Genomic DNA, 25,662 nt, shown 5'->3' with positions numbered 1-25,662 from the left:
CGACCGCCGGCCGGCGCCATCGGAGCACGACGTATGGCTGCGGATTCCCTCATCAATTGGGGCCTGCTCTCGCTCACGGAGCCCGGTTGGGGCGGCGTGCTGCTGCAAGGCTTCTTCAACTCCATCCAGATTGCCGTCGGCGGCTTCAGCCTCGGCCTGGCACTCGGCATCGGCGGCGCCTTCGGCAAGCTTTATGGCGGTCCCGTGCTGCGTGACCTGCTGGAATGCTACACGACGGTCGTGCGCGCCGTGCCGGAGCTGGTGCTCATCCTCTTGCTCTATTATGCGGGCACAGACCTGCTTAATCAGGTGCTTGCGCTGTTTTCGATCGGCCCGGTGGATATCAGCGGCCTGATGGCCGGCATCTTCGTGATCGGCGTCGTTCAGGGGGCCTATTCGACTGAGGTGTTGCGCGGCGCGATCAAGGCTGTGCCCGCCGGGCAGATCGAGGCGGCGCGCGCCTACGGGATGTCACCGACCAAGGTTTTGCGGCGTATCACGCTGCCGGCGATGCTGCCCTATGCCATTCCCGGCCTTTCCAATCTGTGGCTGATCGCCACCAAGGATACGGCCCTTCTCGCCGTCGTCGGCTTTAGCGAACTGACGCTGGTCACCCGCCAGGCGGCAGGCACGACCAAGGCCTATCTGCTGTTCTTCCTTGCCGCCGGCGCGCTCTATCTGGCGCTGACGCTCGTCTCCAATATCTTCATCGGCATGCTCGAACGCCATGCCCGACGTGGCTTCGCGGTGCAGCGATGACCGACGAAACCACTCACGCCGTCGCGTTTACGCCCGAGGACCTGCCGACGGCGAGGAGCTTCTTCCTGCCGCATCGCATCGTCATGATGCTGGTCTTTGCGGCCTTCGTCGTCGCTATTGCCGTGTTCATGCGCTGGGACTGGTTGCCGCGTTATCTGCCGCGCCTCGGCTGGGGCATTCTCGTCAGCCTGATGATGCTGTTCAGCACCGCGATCCTCGGCTTCCTGCTGGCGGTGCCGATCGGCCTTGTCCAGGTGACGGGCCCCTGGTTCCTGAAACTGCCGTCCAAGGTCTTCTGCACCGTTATCCGCGGCACGCCGCTGCTCCTGCAGCTCTGGCTGCTTTATTACGGACTCGGTTCGCTGTTTCCGCAATTTCCGGCGATCCGCCAGTCCTTCCTCTGGCCCTATCTGCGCGAGGCCTGGCCCTATGGCGTGGCGGCACTGACGATCTCGTTCGCGGCTTACGAGGGCGAAGTCATGCGTGGCGCCTTTGCCGGCGTGCCGCCGGGCGAACTGGAGGCGGCGAAAGCCTATGGCATGGGCCGCTGGACGATGTTTCGCCGCATCTGGCTGCCGCGCGCCATCCACCGGGCGCTGCCGACGCTCAACGGCGAAACCGTGCTGCAGCTCAAATCGACGCCGCTGGTTGCGACCGTCACGGTCGTCGATGTCTATGCCGTGATCTCCAAGGTCCGGCAGGAAACCTTCCTTACCTACGAGCCACTGCTGCTGCTGGCGCTCATCTACATGTGCCTCACCGGCATCCTGGTGGTGGCCTTCCGCACGTTCGAAAATCGCATCCCAACCCGCGGTGCCTGACATGAAGCTCTCCTCCTCGATCACCAACGCCATGCCGGAACTCGTCGCCATCCGCCACGACCTGCATGCCCATCCCGAACTTGGGCTGGAGGAGGCACGCACCTCGGCCTTCATCGCCAGGCACCTGGAAAGCCTCGGCTACGAGGTGACAACGGGCCTCGCCAAGACCGGCGTCGTCGGCACGCTCAGGAGCGGCACCGGCACGCGTTCGATCGGTATTCGCGCCGATATCGATGCGCTACCGATCCTGGAAGAAACCGGCCTCGACTATGCCAGTACGACCGCAGGACTGATGCACGCATGCGGCCACGACGGGCATACGACGATGCTGCTCGGTGCGGCGCGGGCGCTTGCCGAACGGCGCAATTTCGACGGCACGATCCATCTGATCTTCCAGCCGGCCGAAGAGAATTTCGGCGGCGCCAAGATCATGATGGACGAGGGCCTGTTCGACAGATTTCCCTGCGACGCTGTCTTTGCCCTTCACAACGAACCGGGCCTGCCCTTCGGCCAGTTTGCCCTCCGCGAAGGCCCGATCATGGCTGCCGTCGACGAGGCGCGCATCACCGTGCACGGGCGCGGCGGGCATGGCGCGGAACCGCAGGAAACGGCCGACCCGATCGTGTGCGGTGCCTCGATCGTCATGGCGCTACAATCGATCGTCTCACGCAACATCCACCCGATGGACCCGACTGTCGTTACCGTCGGCGCCTTCCATGCGGGCTCGGCGAGCAACATCATTCCAGAGCGCGCCGAGATCGTCGTCGGCATCCGCTCCTTCGAACCAGATGTCCGCGACGAACTGGAACGGCGCATCCGCATGATCGCCGAGGCGCAGGCCACGAGCTTCGGCATGCGGGCAACCGTCGACTACCAGCGCAGCTACGACGCGACGATCAACCACAAGGCCGAGACCGATTTCGTGCGCGATCTTGCGGTCCGGTTCGCCGGCGCCGACAAGGTGGTCGATCTCGCTCGCCCCTTCATGGGCAGCGAGGACTTCGCCTATATGCTCAAGGAACGGCCAGGCACCTATTTCTTCCTCGGCTCCAAGGTCAGCGACGACGACAAGCCGCTGCATCATCCCGGCTACAATTTCAACGACGACCTGCTTCCAATCGGTGCCGCCTTCTGGACGGAGCTTGCCGAAGCCTATCTTACGCCCCGCTGAGACGCATTCATCCTTCGCCAATATGCCGCAGCGCAACATTGCCGCAGTGTGACAACGTGGCGGGCGCGCTGTCATTGACGTTTGGCAAATTTGGCGCAGATTCAAGCGCATGCTGAAACGCCGGCGCAGACATCGCGTTTGCCCCGGGCGTCGGCCAAGAAAGGTCCCCTGATCGACAGTCGATCACCGGACGAATGATGCAGCAGCCAGAGCGATACGGCCCGCGTCAGCGACGCGTCGCGTCCGTATGTCTGAAAGGATTGCGCCCGTGTTTGAGAGTTTCGATGCGACCCTGCTCGCTCGCTTCCAGTTTGCCTTCACCGTCTCGTTCCACATCATCTTCCCCGCCTTCTCCATCGGTCTCGCCAGCTACCTCGCGGTGCTCGAAGGGCTGTGGCTCCTAAAAAAAGACGAGGTCTATCTCGAGCTCTTCAATTTCTGGAAAACGATCTTTGCGGTCGCCTTCGGCATGGGTGTCGTCTCCGGCATCGTCATGTCCTATCAGTTCGGCACCAACTGGAGCGTCTTTTCCGACAAGGCCGGGCCGATCATCGGGCCGCTGATGGGCTACGAGGTGCTGACCGCCTTCTTCCTCGAAGCGGGCTTCCTCGGCGTCATGCTCTTCGGGCTCAACCGCGTCGGGCCGAAACTGCATTTCCTGGCGACGCTCATGGTCGCCATCGGCACGCTGATCTCGGCCACCTGGATTCTTTCGGCAAACTCCTGGATGCAGACGCCCGCCGGCTTTGCCATGAACGAGGCGGGACAGTTCATTCCCGTCGACTGGTGGGCAATCGTCTTCAATCCCTCCTTCCCCTATCGCCTCACCCATATGGTGCTTGCCGCCTACCTCACGACCGCCTTCGTCGTCGGCGCCTGCGGTGCATGGCACCTGATCCGCAAGACGGCGCCGCGGCGCGCGCGAAAAATGTTCTCGATGGCGATGTGGATGGCGGCGATCGTCGCCCCGATCCAGATCTTTGCCGGCGACATGCATGGCCTCAACACGCTGGAGCACCAGCCCGCCAAGGTGATGGCGATGGAAGGCCACTACCAGAGCCATCCGGACGGCGCACCACTGATCCTCTTCGGCATCCCGAATTCGGTGGAAAAGCGTGTCGACTACGCCATCGAGGTGCCGAAGCTTTCGAGCCTGATCCTGAAGCACGATCTCAATGCGCCGCTCGCCGGCCTCGATACGATCCCGGAGGAGCTGCATCCGCCCGTCGGCATCGTCTTCTGGTCGTTCCGGGTGATGGTCGGCCTCGGCTTTGCCATGCTCGGCATCGGCCTCTGGTCGCTCTGGTGTCGCTATCGCGGTACGCTCGACAGCAATGTCTGGCTGCATCGCGCCGCAGTTGCCATGGGCCCGGCCGGTTTCGTCGCCGTGCTTGCCGGCTGGGTCACGACCGAAGTCGGCCGCCAGCCCTACACCGTCTACGGCCACCTGCTGACCGCAAACTCGGTGGCGCCAATCGCGGCCCCTGCCGTTGCCGCCTCGCTGATCGCCTTCATCATCGTCTATTTCTTCGTCTTCGGCGCCGGCACCTTCTACATTCTGAGGCTGATGGCACGGCTGCCGCGTGATCCGATGCCGGATCTTGACGAGGGACCGTTGCGCAGCTCCGGCATCATGCCCGGCCCCGCCACTCTCAGCACGCATGCCAGCACCCATGGAGGTCATCATGGAGTTTGATCTGCCGTTCATCTGGGCGGGTATCATCGCCTTTGCGGTGCTCGCCTATGTCATTCTCGACGGCTTCGACCTCGGCGTCGGCATCCTCTTCCCGTTCTTTCCGGAGAAGCACGACCGCGACGTGATGATGAATTCCGTCGCCCCGGTGTGGGACGGCAACGAAACCTGGCTGGTGCTCGGCGGCGGCGGCCTGATGGCGGTATTTCCGCTGGCCTACGCGACCATCCTGCCGGCGCTTTATGCCCCCATCATCGCCATGGTCATCGGTCTCATCTTCCGCGGCGTCGCGTTCGAATATCGCTGGCGTACACGCCGTGCCGAATATCTCTGGAACTGGGCTTTCTCGGGCGGCTCCATGCTTGCCGCCTTCGCGCAAGGGATAACACTCGGCGCGCTCGTCCAGGGCATTCCCGTCGAGAATCGCGCCTACGTCGGCGGCTGGTGGGACTGGCTGACGCCGTTCTCGATCATGACCGGCATTGCCGTCGTCGTCGGCTATGCCCTGCTCGGCTCTACCTGGCTGGTCATGAAGACCCATGGTGACCTTGCCGACCGTGCCCGCGACCTCGCGCTCAAGTGCTCCTTCGGCACCATCGCCGCCATGGGTATCGTCAGCCTGTGGACGCCGTTCCTGGAACCGCAATATCTGGACCGCTGGTTCGGCTTTCCGACGGCGATCTTCAGCGTCATCGTGCCGGCACTCGTTCTCGGCTGCCTCTATGCGCTGATCACAGGCATTCGCAGCCGGCACGACAGCCGGCCGTTTCTTGCCGCACTCGGTCTCTTCGTCCTCGGCTATGCCGGCATCGGCATCAGCTTCTATCCCTATATGGTGCCGCCGTCGCTGACGATCTGGGACGCGGCAGCGCCTGAGGAGAGCCTGTCCTTCCTGCTCGCTGGCGCGCTCGTGCTCGTTCCGATCATCCTTGCCTACACGGCCTATTCGTACTGGGTCTTTCGCGGCAAGGTCGACCCCGAGGAGGGCTACCATTGATGAGTGAGAGCGGAACCGGCCGGAAGCTTCTCTGGTTCGTCGGCCTCTGGTGTGCGGGGGTGGCGGCGGTCACCCTCGTCGGGCTCGCCATAAAGCTCATGATCGGTACATGATCGATGCTGACAGGCCGGCGCGGAACGCGGGCCGAAAGCGCATGTGCTTTTCCTCATTCCGCCCTAAAAAGCCTCGCTCAAGCTTGGCCAGCTAATGTCTCTCAACACGTCAGCAGGCGATCGCCGCAGACGGAGACAGGACCGCACCCTCCTCCCCTGCAAAGCGATCGCCTGCTGAGGTGACCACCGACACCGGTCGCTGCTGCGACCCTGTTGCCCCTTCTCAGACAGCTCGCCGTTTGTTAGCAGTGCGCCGCAAGAGCGCTCCGCTTGCATGTCGAAGCAGAGGGACGCTCGCTCACCCCGGATTGCCCGACCGCAACGGCCGCGCTCCGGGCAATCGGACGAGACAGATGCAAAAGACCCCCGCGCAATGCTCCACCATGGCCGATGTGCGTGCCGAAATCGATCGGCTCGACCAGGCACTGATGACGCTGTTTGCCGAGCGCTGGGGCTACATCGACCGGGCGGCCGAGATAAAACGGCCGCTGAAGTTGAAGGCCGATATTCCGGCGCGGGTGATGGAAGTGCGTGAGAATGCCCGCAAAAACGCTGTGAACTTCAATCTCGACCCCGACTTCTACGAGGATATCTGGGCGCGGCTGATTGGCCACGCCATTGCCCACGAGCAGAAGATCCTGGGCGAGACGGACGACGAGTAGTCGCCTTCCGACCATCCGATCCCGGCGTCAGCGCCCGAGGATGTATCGCTGCAGACGATCGGCGGCTTCCTTCACCTGGGCCGGATCACGCAGGAAACAGGCGCGCATGAACAGCGAACCACCGTCACCGAAGGCGGTGCCCGGTGCCAAGCCGACGCCCGTCTTGTCGACGATATCGACCGCCGCCGCGCGCGAATCGGTGACGCCGTCGATTTTCAGGAACGCGTAGAGCGCCCCATCCGGCTTCAGCGTTTCGACCCGGTTGGTAGCGATCAGCGCGTCGCAGAAGACGTCACGGTTGCTGGTCGCCTTGGCGACATTCGCGTCGAGGAAGCCATCGCCCTCATCGAGCGCCACGACGGCACTACGCTGCATGAACTGCGCGACGCCTGACGTCGAATACTGCACCAGGTTCTCAAGCACCTGCCCCATCTCCGGCGGAGCAACGATCCAGCCCACCCGCCAGCCGGTCATCGACCAGTTCTTCGAGAAGGAATTGACGAAGAGGATACGGTCGCCCTCTTCCATGACGTCCAGGAAGGACGGCGCGCGGGCGCCGGCATAGTAATAGAGGGCGTAGATCTCGTCGGCGATGATCCAGAGGCCGTGCTTGTGCGCCAGCGCCCGGATCGCTGCCAGCTCTTCCTTGGCTGCGGTCCAGCCCGTCGGGTTCGACGGCGTGTTGATGAACAGCGCCTTGGTCTTCGGTCCGATTGCCGCTTCCAGCCGATCGAGATCGAGCTGCCATTTGCCGTGTTCGAAGCGCAGCTCGACCGAAACCGGACGGACGCCGGAGAGATCGGCGGCGGCGGCAAAGTTCGGCCAGGCCGGCGTCAGCAACACCATTTCGTCACCCGGCGAGGCGATCGCCTCGATCGAGAGCTTGATCGCCTGCATGCCGGAGCCGACGACGTAGAAGTTTTCGGGCGAAAGGGTTTTCTGGAAGCGCCGTTGATAGTAGCGCGACAACGCCTCGCGCAGCCGCGGGATGCCGCGCTGCCAGGTGTAGAAGGTCTCGCCGGCGGTCAGTGCCTCGCGCGCCGCGTCGCTGATGAAGGCGGGCGTCGGCAGATCACCTTCGCCGACCCAGAGCGGGATCAGGCCGTCGCGCCCGCGGGCATAGTTCACCACCTCGACGATACCGCTTTCGGGCGCTGCAAGTGCGCGGGGGCTGATGGTGCTGAGGATGGTCATCGACGGGCTCCGGACGCACGACGGTCCCGGCCGGATCGCCCGAGATCATCGTGAAAGATTCCAATGGATTAGAGCAGAAATGGTCCGCTCCAGACTGTCCATCGCTTCTAGCCGCTTTCGCTTCCGCGATCACGCGACTTTATCTGACCGGTTTATCGATTTCTGTGATGTTTCGCGGCCCCGGTTGGCCGAGGCCGCGAGAAAAGGCTCAGGCGCGCTGTTTCAACAGGTCGCGAATTTCCGAGAGGAGCTGAATGTCTTCCGCCGGCGGAGCGGCCGGTGCTGCTTCCTTCTGCTTTTCGAGCGAGGTGCGCATGCGGTTCACGGCCTTGATCATCAGGAAGATGATCCATGCAAGGATCAGGAAGTTGATGAACACGGTGATGAAGTTGCCATAGGCAAAGACGGCACCCTGCTGACGGGCAGCGGCGAGCGACGTCGCCGTCACGTTGGCCGAGAGCGGCAGGAAGTAATTGGAGAAATCGAAACCACCGCCGGTAAGCGCGCCGACAATGGGCATCACGAGGTCTTCGACAACCGACGTCACGATCTTGTTGAAGGCGGCGCCGATGATGACACCGACCGCGAGATCCATCACGTTCCCGCGGGCAATAAACTCCTTGAACTCATTCAGCATACGTCTCTCCGTATCATCCCCGTTGAAAACGACCGCCGGCGCTGTCCCGCGCTGCAACCGTTTACGGAAACTAAACCAAAGCGGGCAGCGAGAAAACCTTTCTTTGCCTTTGGTCAAATCACGCCCGCCAATTGCAGGATCGAATGTCCTTCCGCATTCCACGGCTATTTTCTCTTGCAGCACCTTGGACTTAAGACTCATGCGCGGGGCAATTCTCAACCTGACGGACTTGTCCTATGCTTTGCGCCGGAGGAGTGAGGCATGCTTTCGGGTTCGGTCATCTTTGCCTCGGCCTTCGCCTATCTGCTGCTGCTGTTTGCAGTCGCGAGCTACGGCGACCGGCGGGCCAGGAGGAAAAGCGCTGCGCTGAAAGGCAGACCGCTCGTCTATGCGCTCAGCCTTGCGATCTATTGCACGTCCTGGACCTATTTCGGCGGCATCGGGCTTGCGGCCGAGCGCGGGCTTGAGTTCACCGGCATCTACATCGGGCCGATCCTGATGTTCACGCTGGGCATGCCGCTGATCCGCAAGATCATCCGCCTTGCCAAGACCGAGAAGCTGACCTCCGTCGCCGACTTCATCGCCGCCCGCTACGGCAAGAACCCGGCGGTGGCGGCCATCGTCGCGCTGATCTCGCTGGTCGGCGCGATCCCCTATATCGCGCTGCAATTGAAGGCGATTTCGAGCTCCGTCGCGGCGATGATCAACACCAGCGACTACGGCATCGGCGCGGGGCAGAGCTTCATCGACCTGCCCCTACTCGTCACCCTGTTCCTCGCCTGCTTCGCCATCGTCTTCGGCACGCGCCATACGGACGCAACCGAACATCAGGACGGGCTGATCCTGGCGATCGCGATGGAATCGCTGGTCAAGCTGATCGCGCTCGTCACCGCCGGCTTCTACATCGTCTTCGTCATTTTCAACGGCCCGGCGCATCTCTGGACACTGGCCACCGAGAGCCCAGCGGTGCAATCCGCACTTTCCTATGAGACCCCGACGGCCCGGTGGATCCTGCTGATTGTCACCTCCGCCTTCGCGATCATCATGCTGCCCAGGCAGTTCCATGTTACCGTCGTCGAAAACCGCACCGAAGGGGAACTGCGCACCGCCGGCATTCTCTTTCCGCTCTATCTGATCGGCATCAATCTCTTCGTGCTGCCGATCGCGATCGCCGGCCTCCTCACCTTCTCGGGCTCCGGCGACGCGGATCTCTACCTCTTGACCTTGCCGCTCGCCAACGGCCTGCCGCTCCTGACGCTGATTACCTTCATCGGCGGCTTTTCGGCAGCAACGGCCATGGTGATCGTCGCCTCCGTAGCGCTGTCGATCATGATCTCCAACGACATCGTCATGCCGGTGTTCCTGCGCCGCAATCTCAGTCAGCGCGGTGGGCTGCAGGAAAACCTGGCGGGCACGCTGCTCAATATCCGCCGCTCGGCGATCTTCGTCGTGCTCCTGCTCGGCTACGGCTACTACCGCTCCGCCGATATCAGCGCCGGACTTGCCTCGCTCGGACTTCTGTCGTTCGTCGCCATCTCCCAGATGGCGCCGGCCATGCTCGGCGGCCTCATCTGGCGCCAGGCGAATGCGCGCGGCGCGATCACCGGCATGGTCTCCGGCTTCTTCGTCTGGGCCTATCTTCTGTTCCTGCCGAGCCTCGGCGGGCCGGATAATTCCCAGGTCGCGGCAACGGTGCTGAGCTTCCTGCTGCCCTTTACCGACCTCTTCTCAGGCCCCGGCGCCGACCCGCTGGTGAATGCCACGGCGCTGAGCCTGCTCGTCAACTGCAGCGCCTATGTGCTGGGCTCGCTGACGCGGACGCCCAAGCCGATCGAGCGTTTTCAGGCCGGCATCTTCATCACCCGGCGGTCGCGCACCGAAGGCACTTTCCGCGGCCGCAAGACCAAGGTCACCGTGCGCGATCTCAAGGCGACGATCGGCCGCTACATGGGCACCGAGCGCATGCAGCGCTCCTTCCACACCTATGAGCGCCAGTCCGGCCGCTGGTTGGACGACAATGCGCCAGCGGACATGGCAGTCGTGCATTTTTCCGAGCAGTTGCTCGGCAGTGCCATCGGGTCCTCTTCGGCCCGGTTGGTGCTTTCGCTCGTCCTGCAGCGCGGCGATGATACCTCCTCGGACACGGCCTGGCTGCTCGATCAGGCGAGCGAAGCGCTGCAGTACAATCAGGATATGCTGCAGACCGCGCTCTCGCAGATGGACCAGGGCATCGCCGTCTTCGACAACGCCAACAATCTGATCATCTGGAACCGGCGCTTCCGCCAGCTCCTCGATCTGCCTGAAGCCGCCGGCCAGGTGGGCTTTCCGCTTGCCGATATCGTTTCGATCCTCACCAAGCGCGGCGACATCCGCAAGGACCAGGAAAAGGGGTTGATCGCCAACTTCCTGACGCTCGACAAGCCCTTCCTGCTCGAACTTGGCAATGGCGAGCGCATCATCGAGGTGCGCACCAATGCCATGCCCGACAAGGGCATCGTCACCACCTATACCGACATCACCCAGCGCGTTGCCGCCGACATGGCGCTGAAGCAGGCAAACGAGACGCTGGAACTGCGTGTCGAGGAACGCACCGGTGAACTGACCCGCGTGAACCGCGAACTCGCCGAAGCCCGGGCGGCTGCGGAAGAGGCCAATATCGGCAAGACAAGGTTCTTTGCCGCCGCCGGCCACGATATCCTGCAGCCACTCAATGCCGCCCGTCTCTACTCGTCCTCGCTGGTCGAACGGCTTGGCGATTCCGATAACAGCACGCTGGTCGAGAACATCGATTCCTCGCTGGAATCGGTCGAGGCCATTCTCGGCGCCGTGCTCGATATTTCGCGCCTCGACACCGGCGCCATGAAGCCGCGGCTGCAATCCGTCCCGCTCAACGATCTGCTTCGCCGCATCGAGACCGATTTCGCGCCGATCGCGCGCGCCAAGGATCTCGAACTGGTGGTCATGCCGACCTCGCTTACCGTGCGCAGCGATCCGAACCTTTTACGCCGCGTGGTGCAGAACCTCGTTTCCAACGCGATCAAGTACACGCTCACCGGCAAGGTGCTGGTCGGCGTGCGCAGGCATGGCGCGATGGCGACGATCGAGGTGCTCGATTCCGGCATCGGCATCCCTTCGTCGAAGTTCCGGACGGTCTTCAAGGAATTCGCCCGGCTCGACGAGGGCGCCCGCACCGCTTCCGGGCTCGGCCTCGGCCTATCGATCGTCGATCGCATCTCGCGCGTGCTCAACCATCCGGTCAGCCTGCAATCGACGCCCGGCAAAGGCACGGGTTTCAAGGTGACGCTGCCACTGGACGTAAGCGCCGGCGAACGGGTCGCAGTTCGCCCAGTCGTTGCCAATAAGGCGAGCGAGGCGCTCAACGGCTTGCGTGTGCTGTGCATCGACAACGAACCACGCATTATCGAGGGCATGAAGGTGCTGCTGTCGGGCTGGGGCTGTGTCGTCAGCACGGCGGAATCGGTTGCCGCCTGCGCCGAGCTGACGGGACAACCGGCGGATAAACCGCACGCGATCATCGCCGACTATCATCTCGACGACGGCACGGGCATCGATGCGATTGCGAAGATCCGGCTTTCCACGGGCGAGGCGATCCCCGCCCTGCTGGTGACGGCCGACCGTACGCCGGAAGTACGCGCGGCGGCCGAGCGCGACGGCATTTCGATCCAGAACAAGCCGGTAAGGCCGGCAGCGATGCGGGCGTGGCTGACACAACTTTCGACGGCGGCGCGAGCGGCTGCGGAATGAGCGCCTTCGGCGCTTTTCGCGGCACACCCGATCGAGAAGGATCGCCGTAGCGCTCGATCAACCGCCTCAGGCGGCGGCGACGGTGCCGATCTTCGAAAGCTGGATGACCGCCTGGGTGCGGCTATCGACATTGAGCTTCAACAGGATCGCCGAGACATGCGCCTTGATGGTCGCCTCGGAGACACCGAGCTCATAGGCGATCTGCTTGTTGAGCAGGCCCTCGCCCAGCATGCTGAGGACGCGTGACTGTTGCGGCGTCAGCGTCTGCAGCCGCTGGAGCAGATCGGCGACTTCGGGTTCGTATTCCTGTGCCTGGTCGTAACCGGCCGGTACGAAGACCTCCCCGGCCATCACCCTCTCGATGCCATCACGGATCTCCTCGATACCGGCCGACTTCGACAGGAAGCCGGAGGCCCCGAGGTCGAGCGCGCGGTGGATTGTCGCCGGATCGTCGTGTGCGGAGACCACCATGACCGGAAGGCTTGGAAACTCGGCGCGAAGGGCAATGAGACCGGAGAGGCCGCTGACGCCGGGCATCGTCAGGTCCAGCAGCAGGAGATCGGCATCCGGATAGTCGGCTGCGGCCTTGCGCGCGGCGGCAAAATCAGCAGCCTCGACGATGGCGGGCGCGCCGTCCATGCCGCTCAAGGCCTGGCGCATCGCGCCACGAAACAGCGGATGATCGTCCGCGATGATGATGGTCATGTCCGGCGTCATGTCGCTCCCTCCCAAGAGCCCGGTCTGCGACCTGCGCGCCTCCACGCGTCGATCCGCATTCCGCATGGCCGATCCGGCATCTCAGGTCTTCTGCGGCTCCGTCGCGGGGTCGCTGCCTTCGAGATCCTTCACGATATCCATGAACTTGCGCATCATTCTTTCCATGATGCCCATTGCCCGGTCAATCTCTTCGTCTGCCGGAAGGTCCGGTTTTGCGACGCTTTCACCGGATTTGACTGCCTTTTCCAGGGCTTCGACCCGTTTCGTCAGCAGGTCGATTTCCAGCTCGAAGGCCGCACGCTCGTCGGCGGCCATGCGGCACACGAGTTGGCCGTCCTTTTCCTGGCAGAGCGACACTTCGCCCGTCTGGGTGTCGAGCCGGGCAATGCCGGTCTCGGATTTCTGCATGCTGTAGCGGCCAGGCGCCGGGTCCTGGGCCGAGGCGATGCCGGCGGATGCCAGGCCGGCTCCGATCAGAAGTGCAACAGTCGCTTTTCTCATGACGTCCTCTCCGTTGCGGTCCTTGCCGGATGACGTTCGGCACATGAACGGGAAGAGCGAAATCGATCTTCACCAAGGATTATGCGCGAATCGACGCCCTTCTGCGATGGACAATCGCCGATATTTGCGGCAAGGCCACGACAGAAGATTACGGGGACAGACGGGCACAATGGGTTCCATCATCTACAAGATCGTTCCGGCCTCGCTGTGGCAGGAAGCCAAGCGCAGCGGACGCTTCGACGGCGCACCCGTCGACCTCGCCGACGGCTTCATCCACTTCTCCACCGCCGAACAGGCTGTCGAGACGGCGGCGCGGCATTTCGAGGGGCAGGAAGGCCTGCTCTTGGTTGCCGTCGACGGCGACGCGCTCGGCGAGGAACTGGTCTATGAGCCCTCGCGCGGTGGCGCCCTCTTCCCGCATCTCTACGCCCCCCTCTTCCTCTCTGCCGTGGTCTGGGAAAAGCCCCTGCCGCTCGGCGCCGATGGCTTGCATATCTTCCCGGAACTTGACGCATGAACCCGCTTACCAATCTCGCCCGTCGCGGCCTCTTCCTGTTCGATCCCGAGGCCGCGCATGGCCTGTCGATCAAGGCGCTGAAGACCGGGCTCGTGCCGAGCTGTCCCTCCAAAGCCGACAAGCGGCTTTCCCAGACGATCACCGGCATCGAGTTCCCGAACCCGATCGGCATGGCGGCCGGATACGACAAGAATGCCGAAGTTCCGGAAGCGCTCCTGAAGATCGGTTTCGGCTTTACCGAGATCGGCACCGTTACGCCGAAGCCGCAGTCCGGCAATGACAAGCCGCGCATCTTCCGCCTGGTCGAGGACGAGGCCGTCATCAACCGGCTCGGCTTCAACAATGAAGGCCATGGCGCAGCACTGGCGCGGCTCAAGGCCTGCTCGCGCACCGCGCTGATCGGCGTCAATATCGGCGCCAACAAGGATAGCGCCGACCGCGTTGCCGACTATGTGAACGGCATCCACGCCTTCTATTCGGTCGCGCGCTACTTCACCGCCAACATCTCCTCGCCGAACACGCCTGGCCTGCGCGACCTGCAGGCGCGCGAGAGCCTCGCGGCCTTGCTGTCGGCCGTGCTTGCCGCGCGCGACGAGGAAGCCCGCCGCAGCAACCGGTACGTTCCGGTGTTCCTGAAGATCGCACCCGACCTGACGGAAGAGGGCATGGACGACATCGCGGCCGAAGTGCTCGCCCACAACCTCGATGGCCTGATCGTTTCCAACACGACGCTGTCGCGAGACGGTCTGAAGGATCAGAACCAGGCGAAGGAAGCGGGCGGCCTCTCCGGCAAGCCGCTCTTTGAAAAGTCGACGGCGGTGCTTGCCCGCATGCGCAAGCGCGTCGGACCAAACCTGCCGATCATCGGTGTCGGTGGTGTCAGCTCGGCCGAGACCGCGGCCGAAAAGATCCGCGCGGGCGCCGATCTGGTCCAGCTCTATTCCTGCATGGTCTATGAGGGCCCTGCGCTGCCCGGCCGCATCGTGCGCGGCCTTTCCGATCTCTGCGACCGCGAGCGGCTCGGCTCGATCCGCGATATCCGAGATAGCCGCCTCGACTACTGGGCCAGCCGAAACGTCTGACGCGCCTTCGAGGGAATTCTCGAAAGCAGGAACAGGCCGCGCATCACGAGGAAGAGGTTGAGGCCGGCCCAGAGCCCGTGGTTGCCGAAGGCAGGCACGAGCATCGCGAGGGCAGCCGCGTAGCCGACAAAAGCCGCGATCATCATGTTGCGCATCTCGCGCGACCAGGTGGCGCCGATGAAGACGCCGTCCATCAGGAAGGCGAGCGCGCCCGTGGTCGCCGTCACCGCCGCCCAGGGCAGATACGCATAAGCGGCCGCGCGAACGTCGGTGGCTGTCGTCAACAGATTGATGAGTTGATCGCCGAAGAGCAGGAGGACGATGGTGGTGACCAGAGCGAGCCCCAGCGACCAGGCGGCCGTCAGCCGTAGCGCACGATCGAAGGCGGGGCGATAGCGGGCGCCGATCGAGCGGCCGATCAATTGCTCGGCCGCATTGGCAAGACCGTCGAGATAGTAGCCGGCGACCAGGAAGATCGTCATCAGCACTGCGTTTGCCGCAAGCGTCACCGGCCCGAAGGCCGTGCCGATGCGCGTCATCAGCGTGAAGGCGGCGAGCAGCACGAAGGAGCGGATCATGATGTCGCGGTTGAGGCCGAAGAGCGGCTTCAACCGTTCGCGATCGAAGATCTCAGCCCAGCTCGGCGCATCCCTGCGGTCGAAGCGGCCATAGACGATAGCAAAGCCGGCCAGTGCACCGATGATCTCGCCGGTGACGGTTGCAAGCGCCACACCCATCACGCCCCAGCCGAGCACGAGACCGAGCAGGATCGACAGCACGATGTTGATGCCGTTGATCAGCGTCTGCAGCATCAGCCCGATCGTGCCCTCGCCGCGGCCAAGCACGAAGCCGAGGATGGCGTAGTTCGCGAGCGCCGCCGGCGCCGAAATGATGCGACAGAGAAAATAGGTGGATGTCACCGCCGCCACCTCCGGTTCGGGCCCCATCAGCCAAAGGCCGCCTGAAAGCAGGAGTGGCGAGAGGAGAATGCTGACCGCGCCGCAGACAAGCGCGATGATCAGCGATCGCCAGAACACCGCCTGCTGCTCATGCCGGTCGCCGCGGCCATAGGCCTGAGCAACGAGGCCGGTTGTGGCGGCGCGCAGGAAATTGAAGGTGGTAAAGATCAGGTCGAATATGATGGCGCCGATCGCGAGCCCGGCTAGAAGCTTCGCCTCGCCCATCCGGCCGACGACGGCGGTGTCGACGAGCCCCAGCAATGGCGTCGTCAGGAAGCCGAGCGTCATCGGCAGCGCGATCGCGAGCACCAGCCGATGGGTGACGTGAAAGGCGCCGGCGGAATCGCTTGGCGAAGCGGGAGAAGCGGTCATCGAACGATCCGGGTGGTTTGGGTGAGCGATGACCGTTTTAGGGAAAGTGCATAGGGGGATGCAAGCGCGCCGTGCGCCATCGAACGCGGTTGCGGCAGGTACGCGCGGGCGCCACGCACCCCCTTTCCCCTCCGCCTGCGGGGAGAAGGTCCCGGCAGGGGGGATGAGGGGCACAGTCGATGGCGGTCGGCCGCCAAGTCGCAGTCAGCCCGACAGCACCATGGCCCAGAAGGGCCGGTTGCCGGAGGCGTCGTTCTGGGCGACTGCAACGCCGAGGCCGCGATAGTTGCCGAGCATGTTTTCGAGGTGCTTCGGCGACTTGTACCAGGCGTCATAGGCGCGCTCGGCGTCGTCCTGGCCCATGGCGATGTTTTCGGCTGCCGGCAAGGTTACGCCCTGGCCCTTCATCCGATCGTAGAAACTGTCGTTCCAGCCGATCAGGTGTTGCATCTTGCCGACCTTGGCCATGCGGGCCGCCTGGCTCATCGCGGCGGCCGAGGCGGCGTGATCCGCCACGAGCGGCGAAAGCCCCTTGCCCTTGCGCAGCTTGTTGACGTAACCGAGGCTCGCCTCGGTCTGGTCGCTGCCGGTGCCACTTTCAGGCATCAGCACCTTTGACGTCGTGCAGCCGGCCAGCGCGCCGAGCGAGAGGATGGCGGTGGCCCGCAGCAGGCCGCGGCGTTCGATCAGAAGAAAACGGCCCTGCATCGTCAACGCCGGAAGCTCAGCACGCGCAGGATGACGAAAGCCGGAACGACGATCACGGCACCGAGCAGCAGGTAGTCGCCAACCCGGCCGAGCGCCGAAAAGCCCGTGTACCAGAGGTCGAGCAGGAAGTTGCGGACGGCGAAATAGATATCGGTCGGATACCAGCCGAACATCCTCATCACGAAGCCGACGAGGATCGACACCACGATGAGCTTGACCAGCACACGCAGCGGTGAGTCGCCCAAAAATCTGTTCATTCCGTCCGACATCCGCGAACTTCTCCTGTTTGTCTTCACATAAGCCGCGATCGGCACGGTCGCAAGTCGCAGGACAGGGTGCACGCCGCCAAAGCCTCGGATCACGCCAGATTCCGCTTGTATTTTGCCGCATCCGGCGTCAGAAGCGCTGATCGCAACCAACATCTCACATTGATGACGCTCAACCAGCTCTCCTCCGGCGACCTGATCGCCGACCGCCGCGCCGACTACGCAAAGATGCTTGCCGAGGGCGGTGAGCCCGGAAGCGCTGCCGAACTCATGGAGCAAGCGCTGGAACGGGCGCCGGACTGGGCTGCCGGCTGGTTTCGGCTCGCGGACTATGAGGAAAAATCTGGCCGGAAAGAGGCAGCGATCGAAGCGCTCAGAAAAACCTTGGCGCTGACGCCCGAGGATATCTTTGGCGCAGGCCTCAAATTGGCGCTGCTCGGTGCGGTCGAGGTTCCCGAACAGCCGCCGAGCCTCTATGTCGAGCGCCTCTTCGACGACTATGCCGACCGCTTCGACCAGGCGCTGGTGGAAAAGCTCGGCTATACCGTGCCGCAGAAGCTCGCCGCACTGATCCGAAACCACACCGGGGGCCTGATCTTCGAGCATGTGACGGATCTCGGCTGCGGTACCGGCCTCTTCGGCGAACGCATCCGGGATCAGGCGCAGTTTCTCGAAGGTTTCGACATTTCCATCAACATGCTCGCCAAGGCCGAGGCGAAATCCACCTACGATCGGCTGGCGCGCGCCGATCTCTCTCTTTCGCCGGAAGCTTCCGGCATCTTCGGCAACTTCGCCCCTGCCCGGGCCGATCTCGTCAGCGCCGCCGACGTTTTAATGTATCTCGGCAATCTCGACAGCGTCTTCGACATTACCCTCCAATTGCTTGCCCCCGACGGCTACTTCGCCTTTTCCGTCGAGGATGCGGGAGAAGGCCAGGAGTTTCTGTTGCGGCCGTCGCTGCGCTACGCCCATAGCGAAGCCTATGTCCGCGGCCTTTGCAGCGCACATGGGCTGGAACTGCTGACCATCGAGCGCACAGCTATCCGCATGGATGCCGGCGAACCCGTTTTCGGCATCCTGTTCCTGGCGCGCAAGCCTGCGTAAAACGCAAGGCAGAGTCGCAAAAATAGGTCAGCATAACTGACATATTTTTCTTGATTGTTTTTGTGCGTTGCAGCATTGCTTTGCCATCGCAATCGAGGATTTGCCATGGCCCAGATCAGCAGCGTTTTCGGTCTCTGGAACACCAGCCCGACCCGGCACACGGCCGTCGAGGACCTGCAGGGCATCTTCACCGGCAGCCTGATTGCAGCACTTGGCCTCTATTTTCTGGCAAGCGCCGGCCTGCTCACCGGCAGCACGGCGGGCGTCGCCTTCCTTTTGCACTATGCATTCGGCATCAATTTCGGCCTTGCCTTCTTCCTGCTCAACCTGCCGTTCTTCTATCTGTCGCTGAAGCGGCTCGGTCCGGCCTTTACGGTCAAGACCTTCATTGCGATCGGCATCACCTCTTTCCTCACCGACATCCAGTCGCGCTTCTTTCAGATCGGCACGATCCAGCCGGCCTGGGCGGCGCTGCTTGGTGGCCTGCTTCTCGGCTATGGCCTGCTCGCGCTCTATCGCCACCGCGCCAGCCTCGGCGGCGTCGGCATTCTCGGCATCTATCTGCAGGAGCGCTTCGGCATTCGCGCCGGCCTCGTGCAGCTGGCAATCGACATGGTCGTGCTCGTCGTCGCCTTTGGCGTGACTTCGCCCACGGTCGTCGCCTGGTCGGTGCTTGGCGCGGTCGTGCTCAACCTGTTCGTTGCCATCAACCACCGCGCCGACCGCTACATCGCGCTCTAGCACTTCAATTCTAGAGCATCGCTCAGCCCCAGGTGTCCGACCTGAAGGCAGGATGCTCTAACACCAGATAGCCCCGAAGCGGACCTCGGGGCTATCTGTCCGTTTACTCCGGCGATCTCAGGCTGCCTTTGCCGGCGCGTCGATCGGGTGCTGCGATCGGAAGCCGACAGCAATCCGGTTCCAGGTGTTGATCACCCCGATCGCGATCGTGAGCTTGGTAATCTCGGCCTCGGTGAAGTGCTCCTTCAACGGCTCGAAGTCTTCGTCCGGCGCCCGCGTCTGGGCGATATTTGTCAGAGATTCCGTCCAGGCAAGCACGGCGCGCTCACGCGCGTCGTAGATCGGCGATTCACGCCAGGTGACAATCAGGTGAATCCACTGCTCGCTGAGGCCGCTATGGCGCGCCTCCTTCACATGCATGTCGACACAGTAGGCGCAGCCGTTGATCTGCGAGGCGCGCAGCTTGATCAGGTGAATGAGGCGAGGCTCCAGGCCAGAGTCCTTGACGATGTACTTGTCCAGCGCGGCAACGGCCTTGTAGGCATCCGGGGCGGTCGCGGCGACCTCAACCGCCGGCCGCTGACCGGCGTTCATTGATCACAAGGAACGCATTGGTTCTCGCGGCAATGCTGCCGTCATCCTTGGCGTTCAGGTCTTCCATGATGCTGGCGATGGTCACGCGCCTGAGTTCGGCACGATAGGCCTGCTCGGCCTTCAGCATGGCGGCATTGATCGTGCAGGGTGCCGTCGGCTTGCAGGCATAGGGGTTGGGACCGCGCAGGCGGATCTCGTTGCAACGGAACGCCGGTTCCGGCCCCTCGACCGCGAGCACGATGTCGAGCAGGGTGATTTTCTCAGGCGTGCGGGCGAGGCGATAGCCGCCCTTCGGCCCCGGCACCGCTTCCAACAGTCCTGCTCCGGACATCGCCTGCAGGTGCTTCAGCAGATAGCTGGTGGAGACGCCGTGGAACTCGGCAAGGGCAGCCGCCGACAGTGTGCTGCCCGGCTGAAGACAGCTCAGCATCGTCACGCTGTGAATGGCCTGCTCGACCCCATCACCGAGTTTCATGGAAACCTCCTAAATCATGGATATTTTTTATCTACGATATAGGAGGGAGTCAATCGGGCGTATCGCGCCTTGCAGGCGGGCTTCTCTTTTGGCGGATTTGATCTACCTTTGTTCTCCGTGAACAGGATCGATTCCAGAGAGCCGCAGGGCGATGCCCTGACGTTGCCCGCCCCCTTTCTGCGCTGGTTCAGCGAAAAAGGCTGGCAGCCGCGTGCGCACCAGCTCGAGCTGCTCTCACGCGCCGAGGCGGGGGAAAGCACGCTGCTGATCGCGCCGACGGGCGCGGGCAAGACGCTCGCCGGCTTCCTGCCCTCGCTCGTCGATCTCACCCGCCGCGGCAAGATCCCGCCGGGCTCCGCCTTCGTCGGCATCCACACGCTCTACATCTCGCCCCTGAAGGCGCTTGCCGTCGACATCGAGCGCAACCTGTTGAAGCCGGTCGGCGAAATGGGGCTGCCGGTGCGTGTCGAAAACCGCACCGGGGACACGCCCACCGCCAAACGGCAACGGCAGAAACTCAATCCGCCGGACATCTTGCTGACGACACCAGAACAGTTGGCCCTGCTGCTCGCCAATGGCGAGGCGACGCGGTTCTTTAAAGATTTGCGCTACGTGATCTTCGATGAGTTGCATTCGCTCGTCACGTCCAAGCGCGGCCATCTGCTCTCCCTCGGGCTGGCGCGGCTTCGCCGCCTTGCACCCGGCCTGCAGACGATCGGCCTGTCCGCAACCGTCGCCGACCCGATGGACCTGCAGCGCTGGCTCGCGCCGCAAGAGCCGGGTGCGGACCGGCACGCGGGTCTCGTCCAGGTCCAGGGCGGCGCCAAGCCGCAGATCTCCATTCTCAAAACGGAGGAGCATGTGCCGTGGGCCGGACACTCGGCACGCTATGCGATCCCCGACGTCTATCAGGCGATCAAGGAACACGGCACCACCCTGCTCTTCGTCAACACCCGCAGCCAGGCAGAGCTGCTTTTCCAGGAACTCTGGACGAACAACGACGACAATCTGCCGATCGCGCTGCATCATGGTTCGCTCGACGTCGCCCAGCGCCGCAAGGTCGAGGCGGCGATGGCCGAGAACCGGCTGCGTGCCGTCGTCGCGACCTCGACGCTCGATCTCGGCATCGACTGGGGCGATGTTGATCTCGTCGTGCATGTTGGCGCACCCAAGGGCGCAAGCCGCCTTGCTCAACGCATCGGCCGTGCCAACCACCGAATGGACGAACCGTCAAAGGCGATCCTGGTGCCGGCCAACCGCTTCGAGGTGATGGAATGCCAGGCCGCGCTCGACGCCAACTATGTCGGCGCCCAGGACACGCCGCCCGTCGGCAAAGGCGCGCTCGACGTGCTGGCCCAGCATGTGCTCGGCATGGCCTGCGCCGCACCTTTCGACCCGCTGTCGCTTTACGACGAGATCACCAGTGCCTCGCCCTACACGGCGCTCGCCTGGGAGACCTTCGAGCGGGTCATCGATTTCGTCGCGACCGGCGGCTATGCACTGAAGACCTATGAGCGCTACGCCCGCATCCGCAAGACCAAGGACGGGCTCTACCGCGTCTCCAATCCGCTGGTGGCGCAGCAATACCGCCTGAACGTCGGCACCATCGTCGAGTCGCCGATGCTCAACGTGCGCATGGTCAAGCGCAACCAGCGCGGCTCGCTCGGCCGCGGCGGCATGGCGCTCGGCAAGGTCGAGGAGTACTTCCTCGAAATGCTTTCCCAGGGCGACACCTTCATGTTTTCCGGCAAGGTGCTGCGCTTCGAGGGCATCCGCGAGAGCGAGTGCCTCGTCAGCCAGGCGTTCACGTTCGACCCCAAGGTGCCGAGCTATGCCGGCGGCAAATTTCCGCTCTCGACCTACCTGGCGCAGCAGGTCCGCAAGATGCTCGCCGACCCGGCACGCCGGGCAGTGCTTCCGGAACAGGTGCGCGACTGGCTGGCGCTGCAGAAGGACGTCTCGATGCTGCCGCGCGAAGACGAGCTCCTGATCGAGACCTTCCCGCGCGGCAGCCGCCACTACATGGTCGCCTATGCCTTCGAAGGACGACTGGCGCACCAGACGCTCGGAATGCTGCTCACCCGCCGCCTCGACCGCGCCGGGCTGAAGCCGCTCGGCTTCGTCGCCACCGACTATTCTCTCGCCGTCTGGGCGCTGGACGATCTCGGCGCCACCTTCGAGCTCAGGCGCGGCGCACTCGCCGATCTCTTCGACGAAGACATGCTCGGCGATGACCTCGAAGCGTGGCTCAACGAATCCTTCCTCTTGAAACGCACCTTCCGCAATTGCGCCGTGATTGCCGGCCTGATCGACCAAAGACATCCCGGCAAGGAAAAGACCGGCCGACAGGTGACGGTCTCCGCCGACCTCATTTACGACGTATTGCACGCGCACGAGCCGGATCATCTCCTGCTCGAGGCGACCCGCAATGATGCGGCAACGGGGCTTTTGGACATCGCTCGCCTCGGGGATATGCTGAAGCGAATCAAGGGCCACATCACCCATCGACGGCTTGACCGGATCTCGCCGCTGGCCGTGCCCGTGATGCTTGAGATCGGCAAGGAAATGATCCAGGGCGAAGCGCAGGACTTCCTGCTTTCGGAGGCCGCTGACGACCTGATCCACGAGGCGATGGGTGGCGAGCCGGTCTAGGGGGCTGACGAGTGATCACTGCGGACCGGAGGGCCAAACGCCCTTCCTGTCTCGTTGTACGAAATCTGGAAGGCCGGTCTTTGCCGGCGGCATATGAAGAGACGATGCATGAACAGGCTTGCCCATGCCCTTTCGCCGGTGACTGACGCCACGCCGATCTCGGCGCGCATCGTCGTGAACGGCGTGGAAGGCATATGCGATCCGCTCGGCGGTCTCTACCTGCCGGAGACGGGCACACTCGTCGTTTCCGATCTTCACCTGGAAAAAGGTTCCGCCTTCGCCCGGCGCGGCATGCTTTTGCCGCCCTATGATACGCTTGCGACATTGCGCGTGCTCGAAGCCGCGATCGCGCGCCACGACCCGAAACTCGTCATCAGCCTCGGCGACAATTTCCACGACCGCGTCGGTTCGGCCGTGATGCCGGACGCCTTCCGGCACATGATCGCGGCGATGGCGCTCGGGCGCGAATGGGTCTGGATCAACGGTAATCATGACCCGGATGGCGCTTTCGGACTTCCGGGCGCGTCGATGGACGAACTCGGCCATGCGGGGCTCATCTTCCGGCACGAGCCGAAGCGCGGCGACGCCGTCGGCGAGATCGCCGGCCATCTGCACCCGGCAGCGACAGTGGTGAGACGGGAAAGGGCCGTGCGCCGCGCCTGCTTTGCGACGGATGGCGCGCGCATGCTGATGCCGGCATTCGGGGTCACGACTGGCGGGCTGGACCTTCGGCACCGGGCGATGACCGGCCTCTTCGACCGCAACAAGCTGGTTGCCCACATGCTCGGACGCGACCGGATCTATTCGGTCCGGTTCGCCAATCTGATCGCGTGATGCCGGGGGAGAACGTGCGGTTCCTTCCGCACGTCGCCGAACCCTTGATCAGAACGCGTTGAAGGTCAGCGTCGTCAACGAGCGCGAGATGCCCGGCACGGTGGCAATGTTGTCGTTGATGAACTTGCCGATATCCTGACCTTCCTCGATGTAGACCTTGATGATCAGGTCGTAGTCGCCGCTGGTCGAGTACATTTCCGAAACGATTTCCTTGCGGTAGATCTCGTCAGCGACCTCGTAGGTCTTGCCGGGAGCACACTGCAACTGGACAAAAATCGGTTTCATCGAGCTTCCTCTGTCTGTGTCGCGTCGCTTGCCGCTACGAGCCCAAGCATCGCCTTCTCGAACTTCAGCGCGCGTTCGGCGCGGCGTGTTCAGATCAACATGTTCGAGATGCCCGGGTATTTTATCCCTGAAGCATCCTGCTGCCCTTTCTTTAAACGCACGCCGGGCAAAAGAAAACGCAGGGTAAGCGCCTGGCCCAACTATTCCTTGCGGAAGATCACGCTAGCACCCCAGCCGGTGATGACTGCGAGCAGCACGGCGACGAGACCATAGAAGAGCGGCTGCTGATGCGCCGCCTGGGTAATGAACTGTTCCAGGCCCGTCTTGACGACACGCAGCGGCAGCGCCTTGGCGGCGACGAAGACCCCATCGCGGAAGAGATAGGCGCGCACCACATGAACGCCGTTCGGCACGTTGGCCGGCAGGCGCACCGAGGCCTTGAACAGGCTGGCACTGATAAACTGCACGCCGCCCGGATCGCGCTCGTAGACGCCGCTCGTCTCGCGGATACGGCGGAAGGCGCTGCGGAACTCGCCGAGATTGCTGCCGTCGCCGACGAAGCCGAGCGGCACCAGCCGCATATGGTCGACGCCGATGCCCATGTTGCCCATCTCACCGGGTGGCGCGATCGTTTCGATATCGCGGGTGCTGGACAGCGAGTAGGATTCCGGCACCAGCTCGAAGGTCATGGAGCTGGTGTTTACCCAGATGCCGAAGACGCGCTCCTTCTTGCGCACCGTCGCATTGTCCTTCGGACCTTCAAGGGACACGATGATATTGTACCTGCCCTGGGCCAACAGGCCCTGGTCGAAGCCATCGACGGCGCCGAAGATCGTCAGATCCGCGCCGCGAAAATCCGAGGTGATGGCGATCTCGTCGGTGGAGATGCCGATCTCCAGCTTTTCGGTGAAGTCGGCATTTTCATCCTGAAGCGCGGCATCGGCCGGCGCCGCCAGGGCAAGGGCGAAAAGAGCGAGGGCTGTGCGAGCGAAGCGGAGCATCAGAAACCGAACCCCGCTGATACGACCGAATAGACGTCCTTCGGCGGGATGACGAGTTCGACTGCCAGACGAATTCCGACGGCAAGCACGAGCAGTGCCAACAGCGCGCGCAATTGTTCGCCGCGCAGCTTCTGGCCGACGCGCACGCCATATTGCGCGCCGATGACGCCGGCGATCATCAGGACGAAGGCGAGCACGATGTCGACGGTATAGTTGGTCGATGCCTGGACGATGACGGTGTAGGCCGAGACGAAGATGATCTGGAACAGCGACGTGCCGACGACGACGTTGGTCGGGATACGCAGCAGATAGATCATCGCCGGCACCATGATGAAGCCGCCGCCGACACCCATGACCGACGTCAGAATGCCGATGCAGAAGCCGAGGCCGACGACGGGAATGACGCTCAGATAAATCTTCGACTTCTTGAAACGCATCTTCAACGGCAGCCCGTGCACCCAATTGTGCTGGCCGGGGCGGCGCAAGGTCGTCTGCTGGTTCTTGGCGGCCTTGCGCATGGCGGTGATGCTCTCCCAGAGCATCAGACCACCAACGGTGCCGAGCAGCACGACGTAAAGCAGCGAGATCACCAGATCGAGCTGGCCGAGGCGGCGCAGCAGCGAAAACAGCCAGACGCCGACGGTCGCACCCGCAAGACCGCCGCACAGGAGCACCGTGCCGAGCTTGATATCGATGGTGCCGCGTCGGAAATGGGTGATCGCGCCCGAAATCGACGAGGCAACCACCTGGTTGGCGCCGGTCGCCACCGCCACGACAGGTGGAATATTGTAGAAGATCAGGAGCGGCGTGATCAAAAAGCCGCCGCCGACGCCGAACATCCCGGAAAGAAAGCCGACTGCCGCGCCCATACCGAGAATGATGAGTATGTTCACCGACAACTCTGCGATGGGCAGATAGATCGTCACGCCGGGTCCTCGATATGCCAACGGCCCGCAATGCGGGCAAACCGGTTAGTGTGGCAAGCAACTCACCACGAATGAGGGATTATTCGAAAGGCCGGCACCTCTCCCGAGGGCGAGGC

The 25,662-nt window shown here is 63.3% G+C and carries 25 protein-coding genes; 13 read left to right on the top strand and 12 right to left on the bottom strand.

From position 1 onward, the window contains the following. The first annotated feature begins 33 nt into the window (after positions 1 to 33). The 6 genes from PWG15_RS00980 to PWG15_RS00955 all read left to right on the top strand — a co-directional run bounded on the left by PWG15_RS00980 (position 34) and on the right by PWG15_RS00955 (position 6,216). On the top strand, positions 34 to 759 hold the full coding sequence (locus tag PWG15_RS00980; RefSeq protein WP_275022644.1) for an ABC transporter permease: 726 nt from the start codon (positions 34 to 36) through the stop codon (positions 757 to 759). Then, positions 756 to 1,580 carry an ABC transporter permease gene (locus PWG15_RS00975; protein ID WP_275022643.1) on the top strand — a complete coding sequence of 275 codons (825 nt, stop codon included), beginning with the start codon at positions 756 to 758 and terminating at the stop codon, positions 1,578 to 1,580. Before PWG15_RS00980 ends, PWG15_RS00975 begins: the two co-directional genes overlap by 4 nt. A gap of 1 nt (position 1,581) precedes the next feature. Beyond that, on the top strand, positions 1,582 to 2,751 hold the full coding sequence (locus PWG15_RS00970; RefSeq protein ID WP_275022642.1) for a M20 aminoacylase family protein: 1,170 nt from the start codon (positions 1,582 to 1,584) through the stop codon (positions 2,749 to 2,751). A gap of 268 nt (positions 2,752 to 3,019) precedes the next feature. Further along, a complete protein-coding gene (locus PWG15_RS00965; RefSeq protein ID WP_275022641.1) occupies positions 3,020 to 4,447 on the top strand; it encodes a cytochrome ubiquinol oxidase subunit I in 1,428 nt (475 codons plus the stop codon). Then, positions 4,437 to 5,441 carry a cytochrome d ubiquinol oxidase subunit II gene (gene cydB / locus PWG15_RS00960; RefSeq protein ID WP_275022640.1) on the top strand — a complete coding sequence of 335 codons (1,005 nt, stop codon included), beginning with the start codon at positions 4,437 to 4,439 and terminating at the stop codon, positions 5,439 to 5,441. Before PWG15_RS00965 ends, cydB begins: the two co-directional genes overlap by 11 nt. A 466-nt stretch (positions 5,442 to 5,907) precedes the next feature. Continuing rightward, positions 5,908 to 6,216 carry a chorismate mutase family protein gene (locus tag PWG15_RS00955; RefSeq protein ID WP_275022639.1) on the top strand — a complete coding sequence of 103 codons (309 nt, stop codon included), beginning with the start codon at positions 5,908 to 5,910 and terminating at the stop codon, positions 6,214 to 6,216. Between the two features lie 27 nt (positions 6,217 to 6,243). Here the strand turns inward: PWG15_RS00955 and PWG15_RS00950 are convergent, their stop codons facing one another. Next, entirely contained in the window at positions 6,244 to 7,410 is a 1,167-nt protein-coding gene (locus tag PWG15_RS00950; protein ID WP_275022638.1) for a pyridoxal phosphate-dependent aminotransferase, read from the bottom strand. A gap of 208 nt (positions 7,411 to 7,618) precedes the next feature. After that, positions 7,619 to 8,047, bottom strand: a complete 429-nt coding sequence (mscL, locus tag PWG15_RS00945) for a large conductance mechanosensitive channel protein MscL (protein WP_275022636.1) — start codon at positions 8,045 to 8,047, stop codon at positions 7,619 to 7,621. A gap of 261 nt (positions 8,048 to 8,308) precedes the next feature. Here mscL and PWG15_RS00940 point away from each other — a divergent pair, with 261 nt between their 5' ends. Further along, the gene (locus tag PWG15_RS00940; protein WP_275022635.1) at positions 8,309 to 11,812 is read left to right on the top strand and encodes a PAS domain-containing hybrid sensor histidine kinase/response regulator; all 3,504 of its coding nucleotides are present in this window, start codon (positions 8,309 to 8,311) and stop codon (positions 11,810 to 11,812) included. Positions 11,813 to 11,878: 66 nt separating this feature from the next. Here PWG15_RS00940 and PWG15_RS00935 read toward each other — a convergent pair whose 3' ends face one another. After that, positions 11,879 to 12,529 carry a response regulator transcription factor gene (locus tag PWG15_RS00935; protein ID WP_275022634.1) on the bottom strand — a complete coding sequence of 217 codons (651 nt, stop codon included), beginning with the start codon at positions 12,527 to 12,529 and terminating at the stop codon, positions 11,879 to 11,881. Between the two features lie 81 nt (positions 12,530 to 12,610). Continuing rightward, on the bottom strand, positions 12,611 to 13,030 hold the full coding sequence (locus tag PWG15_RS00930; protein WP_275022633.1) for a hypothetical protein: 420 nt from the start codon (positions 13,028 to 13,030) through the stop codon (positions 12,611 to 12,613). Positions 13,031 to 13,199: 169 nt separating this feature from the next. Between PWG15_RS00930 and PWG15_RS00925 the strand changes: the two genes are divergently transcribed. Next, a complete protein-coding gene (locus tag PWG15_RS00925; RefSeq protein WP_173515525.1) occupies positions 13,200 to 13,547 on the top strand; it encodes a DUF952 domain-containing protein in 348 nt (115 codons plus the stop codon). Continuing rightward, complete coding sequence (locus PWG15_RS00920) at positions 13,544 to 14,629, top strand: quinone-dependent dihydroorotate dehydrogenase (RefSeq protein ID WP_275022632.1); 1,086 nt, start codon at positions 13,544 to 13,546, stop codon at positions 14,627 to 14,629. Before PWG15_RS00925 ends, PWG15_RS00920 begins: the two co-directional genes overlap by 4 nt. Here PWG15_RS00920 and PWG15_RS00915 read toward each other — a convergent pair. The 3 genes from PWG15_RS00915 to PWG15_RS00905 all read right to left on the bottom strand — a co-directional run bounded on the left by PWG15_RS00915 (position 14,605) and on the right by PWG15_RS00905 (position 16,937). Continuing rightward, positions 14,605 to 15,960, bottom strand: coding sequence for an MATE family efflux transporter (locus tag PWG15_RS00915; protein WP_275022631.1), 1,356 nt, complete (start codon positions 15,958 to 15,960; stop codon positions 14,605 to 14,607). The two genes, PWG15_RS00920 and PWG15_RS00915, sit on opposite strands and share 25 nt — an antisense overlap. Before the next feature lie 204 nt (positions 15,961 to 16,164). Continuing rightward, positions 16,165 to 16,668: a CAP domain-containing protein gene (locus PWG15_RS00910; RefSeq protein ID WP_275022630.1), complete on the bottom strand. Its 504-nt coding sequence runs from the start codon at positions 16,666 to 16,668 to the stop codon at positions 16,165 to 16,167. 2 nt (positions 16,669 to 16,670) lie between these two features. Beyond that, on the bottom strand, positions 16,671 to 16,937 hold the full coding sequence (locus PWG15_RS00905; protein WP_275022629.1) for a DUF6460 domain-containing protein: 267 nt from the start codon (positions 16,935 to 16,937) through the stop codon (positions 16,671 to 16,673). A gap of 162 nt (positions 16,938 to 17,099) precedes the next feature. Here PWG15_RS00905 and PWG15_RS00900 point away from each other — a divergent pair, with 162 nt between their 5' ends. Both PWG15_RS00900 and PWG15_RS00895 read left to right on the top strand, forming a co-directional pair. Continuing rightward, positions 17,100 to 18,038, top strand: coding sequence for a class I SAM-dependent methyltransferase (locus PWG15_RS00900; protein ID WP_275022628.1), 939 nt, complete (start codon positions 17,100 to 17,102; stop codon positions 18,036 to 18,038). Between the two features lie 105 nt (positions 18,039 to 18,143). Continuing rightward, entirely contained in the window at positions 18,144 to 18,779 is a 636-nt protein-coding gene (locus PWG15_RS00895; protein WP_275022627.1) for a YitT family protein, read from the top strand. A gap of 117 nt (positions 18,780 to 18,896) precedes the next feature. Here the strand turns inward: PWG15_RS00895 and PWG15_RS00890 are convergent, their stop codons facing one another. Both PWG15_RS00890 and PWG15_RS00885 read right to left on the bottom strand, forming a co-directional pair. Then, positions 18,897 to 19,373, bottom strand: coding sequence for a carboxymuconolactone decarboxylase family protein (locus PWG15_RS00890; protein ID WP_275022626.1), 477 nt, complete (start codon positions 19,371 to 19,373; stop codon positions 18,897 to 18,899). Then, a complete protein-coding gene (locus tag PWG15_RS00885; RefSeq protein WP_275022625.1) occupies positions 19,345 to 19,848 on the bottom strand; it encodes an Rrf2 family transcriptional regulator in 504 nt (167 codons plus the stop codon). The genes PWG15_RS00890 and PWG15_RS00885 overlap by 29 nt, the downstream gene beginning before the upstream one ends. A gap of 108 nt (positions 19,849 to 19,956) precedes the next feature. Here PWG15_RS00885 and PWG15_RS00880 point away from each other — a divergent pair, with 108 nt between their 5' ends. Further along, positions 19,957 to 22,500 carry a ligase-associated DNA damage response DEXH box helicase gene (locus PWG15_RS00880; RefSeq protein WP_275022624.1) on the top strand — a complete coding sequence of 848 codons (2,544 nt, stop codon included), beginning with the start codon at positions 19,957 to 19,959 and terminating at the stop codon, positions 22,498 to 22,500. A gap of 108 nt (positions 22,501 to 22,608) precedes the next feature. Continuing rightward, positions 22,609 to 23,334, top strand: a complete 726-nt coding sequence (gene pdeM, locus PWG15_RS00875; RefSeq protein WP_275022623.1) for a ligase-associated DNA damage response endonuclease PdeM — start codon at positions 22,609 to 22,611, stop codon at positions 23,332 to 23,334. A 48-nt stretch (positions 23,335 to 23,382) separates the two neighbouring features. Here pdeM and PWG15_RS00870 read toward each other — a convergent pair whose 3' ends face one another. The 3 genes from PWG15_RS00870 to PWG15_RS00860 form a co-directional block, all read right to left on the bottom strand. Then, positions 23,383 to 23,619 (bottom strand): Lrp/AsnC ligand binding domain-containing protein, encoded by a 237-nt coding sequence (locus PWG15_RS00870; RefSeq protein ID WP_034797129.1) that lies wholly within the window; start codon positions 23,617 to 23,619, stop codon positions 23,383 to 23,385. Between the two features lie 200 nt (positions 23,620 to 23,819). Continuing rightward, positions 23,820 to 24,620 carry a TIGR02186 family protein gene (locus PWG15_RS00865; RefSeq protein WP_275022621.1) on the bottom strand — a complete coding sequence of 267 codons (801 nt, stop codon included), beginning with the start codon at positions 24,618 to 24,620 and terminating at the stop codon, positions 23,820 to 23,822. Continuing rightward, entirely contained in the window at positions 24,620 to 25,546 is a 927-nt protein-coding gene (locus PWG15_RS00860; protein ID WP_275022620.1) for a sulfite exporter TauE/SafE family protein, read from the bottom strand. Before PWG15_RS00860 ends, PWG15_RS00865 begins: the two co-directional genes overlap by 1 nt. Positions 25,547 to 25,662: the final 116 nt, after the last annotated feature.

The sequence above is a fragment of the Ensifer adhaerens genome, assembly GCF_028993555.1.
GTDB classification, from domain to species: Bacteria; Pseudomonadota; Alphaproteobacteria; order Rhizobiales; family Rhizobiaceae; genus Ensifer; species Ensifer adhaerens_I.
This window is presented reverse-complemented; position numbering and strand designations above follow the sequence as displayed.

Excerpts from the sequence above, each read along its gene's own strand:
- PWG15_RS00980 (WP_275022644.1), top strand. The coding sequence starts at position 34 with ATGGCTGCGGATTCCCTCATCAATTGGGGCCTGCTCTCGCTCACGGAG.
- PWG15_RS00975 (WP_275022643.1), top strand. The coding sequence starts at position 756 with ATGACCGACGAAACCACTCACGCCGTCGCGTTTACGCCCGAGGACCTG.
- PWG15_RS00970 (WP_275022642.1), top strand. The coding sequence starts at position 1,582 with ATGAAGCTCTCCTCCTCGATCACCAACGCCATGCCGGAACTCGTCGCC.
- cydB (WP_275022640.1), top strand. The coding sequence starts at position 4,437 with ATGGAGTTTGATCTGCCGTTCATCTGGGCGGGTATCATCGCCTTTGCG.
- PWG15_RS00955 (WP_275022639.1), top strand. The coding sequence starts at position 5,908 with ATGCAAAAGACCCCCGCGCAATGCTCCACCATGGCCGATGTGCGTGCC.
- PWG15_RS00950 (WP_275022638.1), bottom strand. The coding sequence starts at position 7,410 with ATGACCATCCTCAGCACCATCAGCCCCCGCGCACTTGCAGCGCCCGAA.
- mscL (WP_275022636.1), bottom strand. The coding sequence starts at position 8,047 with ATGCTGAATGAGTTCAAGGAGTTTATTGCCCGCGGGAACGTGATGGAT.
- PWG15_RS00940 (WP_275022635.1), top strand. The coding sequence starts at position 8,309 with ATGCTTTCGGGTTCGGTCATCTTTGCCTCGGCCTTCGCCTATCTGCTG.
- PWG15_RS00935 (WP_275022634.1), bottom strand. The coding sequence starts at position 12,529 with ATGACGCCGGACATGACCATCATCATCGCGGACGATCATCCGCTGTTT.
- PWG15_RS00930 (WP_275022633.1), bottom strand. The coding sequence starts at position 13,030 with ATGAGAAAAGCGACTGTTGCACTTCTGATCGGAGCCGGCCTGGCATCC.
- PWG15_RS00925 (WP_173515525.1), top strand. The coding sequence starts at position 13,200 with ATGGGTTCCATCATCTACAAGATCGTTCCGGCCTCGCTGTGGCAGGAA.
- PWG15_RS00920 (WP_275022632.1), top strand. The coding sequence starts at position 13,544 with ATGAACCCGCTTACCAATCTCGCCCGTCGCGGCCTCTTCCTGTTCGAT.
- PWG15_RS00915 (WP_275022631.1), bottom strand. The coding sequence starts at position 15,960 with ATGACCGCTTCTCCCGCTTCGCCAAGCGATTCCGCCGGCGCCTTTCAC.
- PWG15_RS00910 (WP_275022630.1), bottom strand. The coding sequence starts at position 16,668 with ATGCAGGGCCGTTTTCTTCTGATCGAACGCCGCGGCCTGCTGCGGGCC.
- PWG15_RS00905 (WP_275022629.1), bottom strand. The coding sequence starts at position 16,937 with ATGTCGGACGGAATGAACAGATTTTTGGGCGACTCACCGCTGCGTGTG.
- PWG15_RS00900 (WP_275022628.1), top strand. The coding sequence starts at position 17,100 with ATGACGCTCAACCAGCTCTCCTCCGGCGACCTGATCGCCGACCGCCGC.
- PWG15_RS00895 (WP_275022627.1), top strand. The coding sequence starts at position 18,144 with ATGGCCCAGATCAGCAGCGTTTTCGGTCTCTGGAACACCAGCCCGACC.
- PWG15_RS00890 (WP_275022626.1), bottom strand. The coding sequence starts at position 19,373 with ATGAACGCCGGTCAGCGGCCGGCGGTTGAGGTCGCCGCGACCGCCCCG.
- PWG15_RS00885 (WP_275022625.1), bottom strand. The coding sequence starts at position 19,848 with ATGAAACTCGGTGATGGGGTCGAGCAGGCCATTCACAGCGTGACGATG.
- pdeM (WP_275022623.1), top strand. The coding sequence starts at position 22,609 with ATGAACAGGCTTGCCCATGCCCTTTCGCCGGTGACTGACGCCACGCCG.
- PWG15_RS00870 (WP_034797129.1), bottom strand. The coding sequence starts at position 23,619 with ATGAAACCGATTTTTGTCCAGTTGCAGTGTGCTCCCGGCAAGACCTAC.
- PWG15_RS00865 (WP_275022621.1), bottom strand. The coding sequence starts at position 24,620 with ATGCTCCGCTTCGCTCGCACAGCCCTCGCTCTTTTCGCCCTTGCCCTG.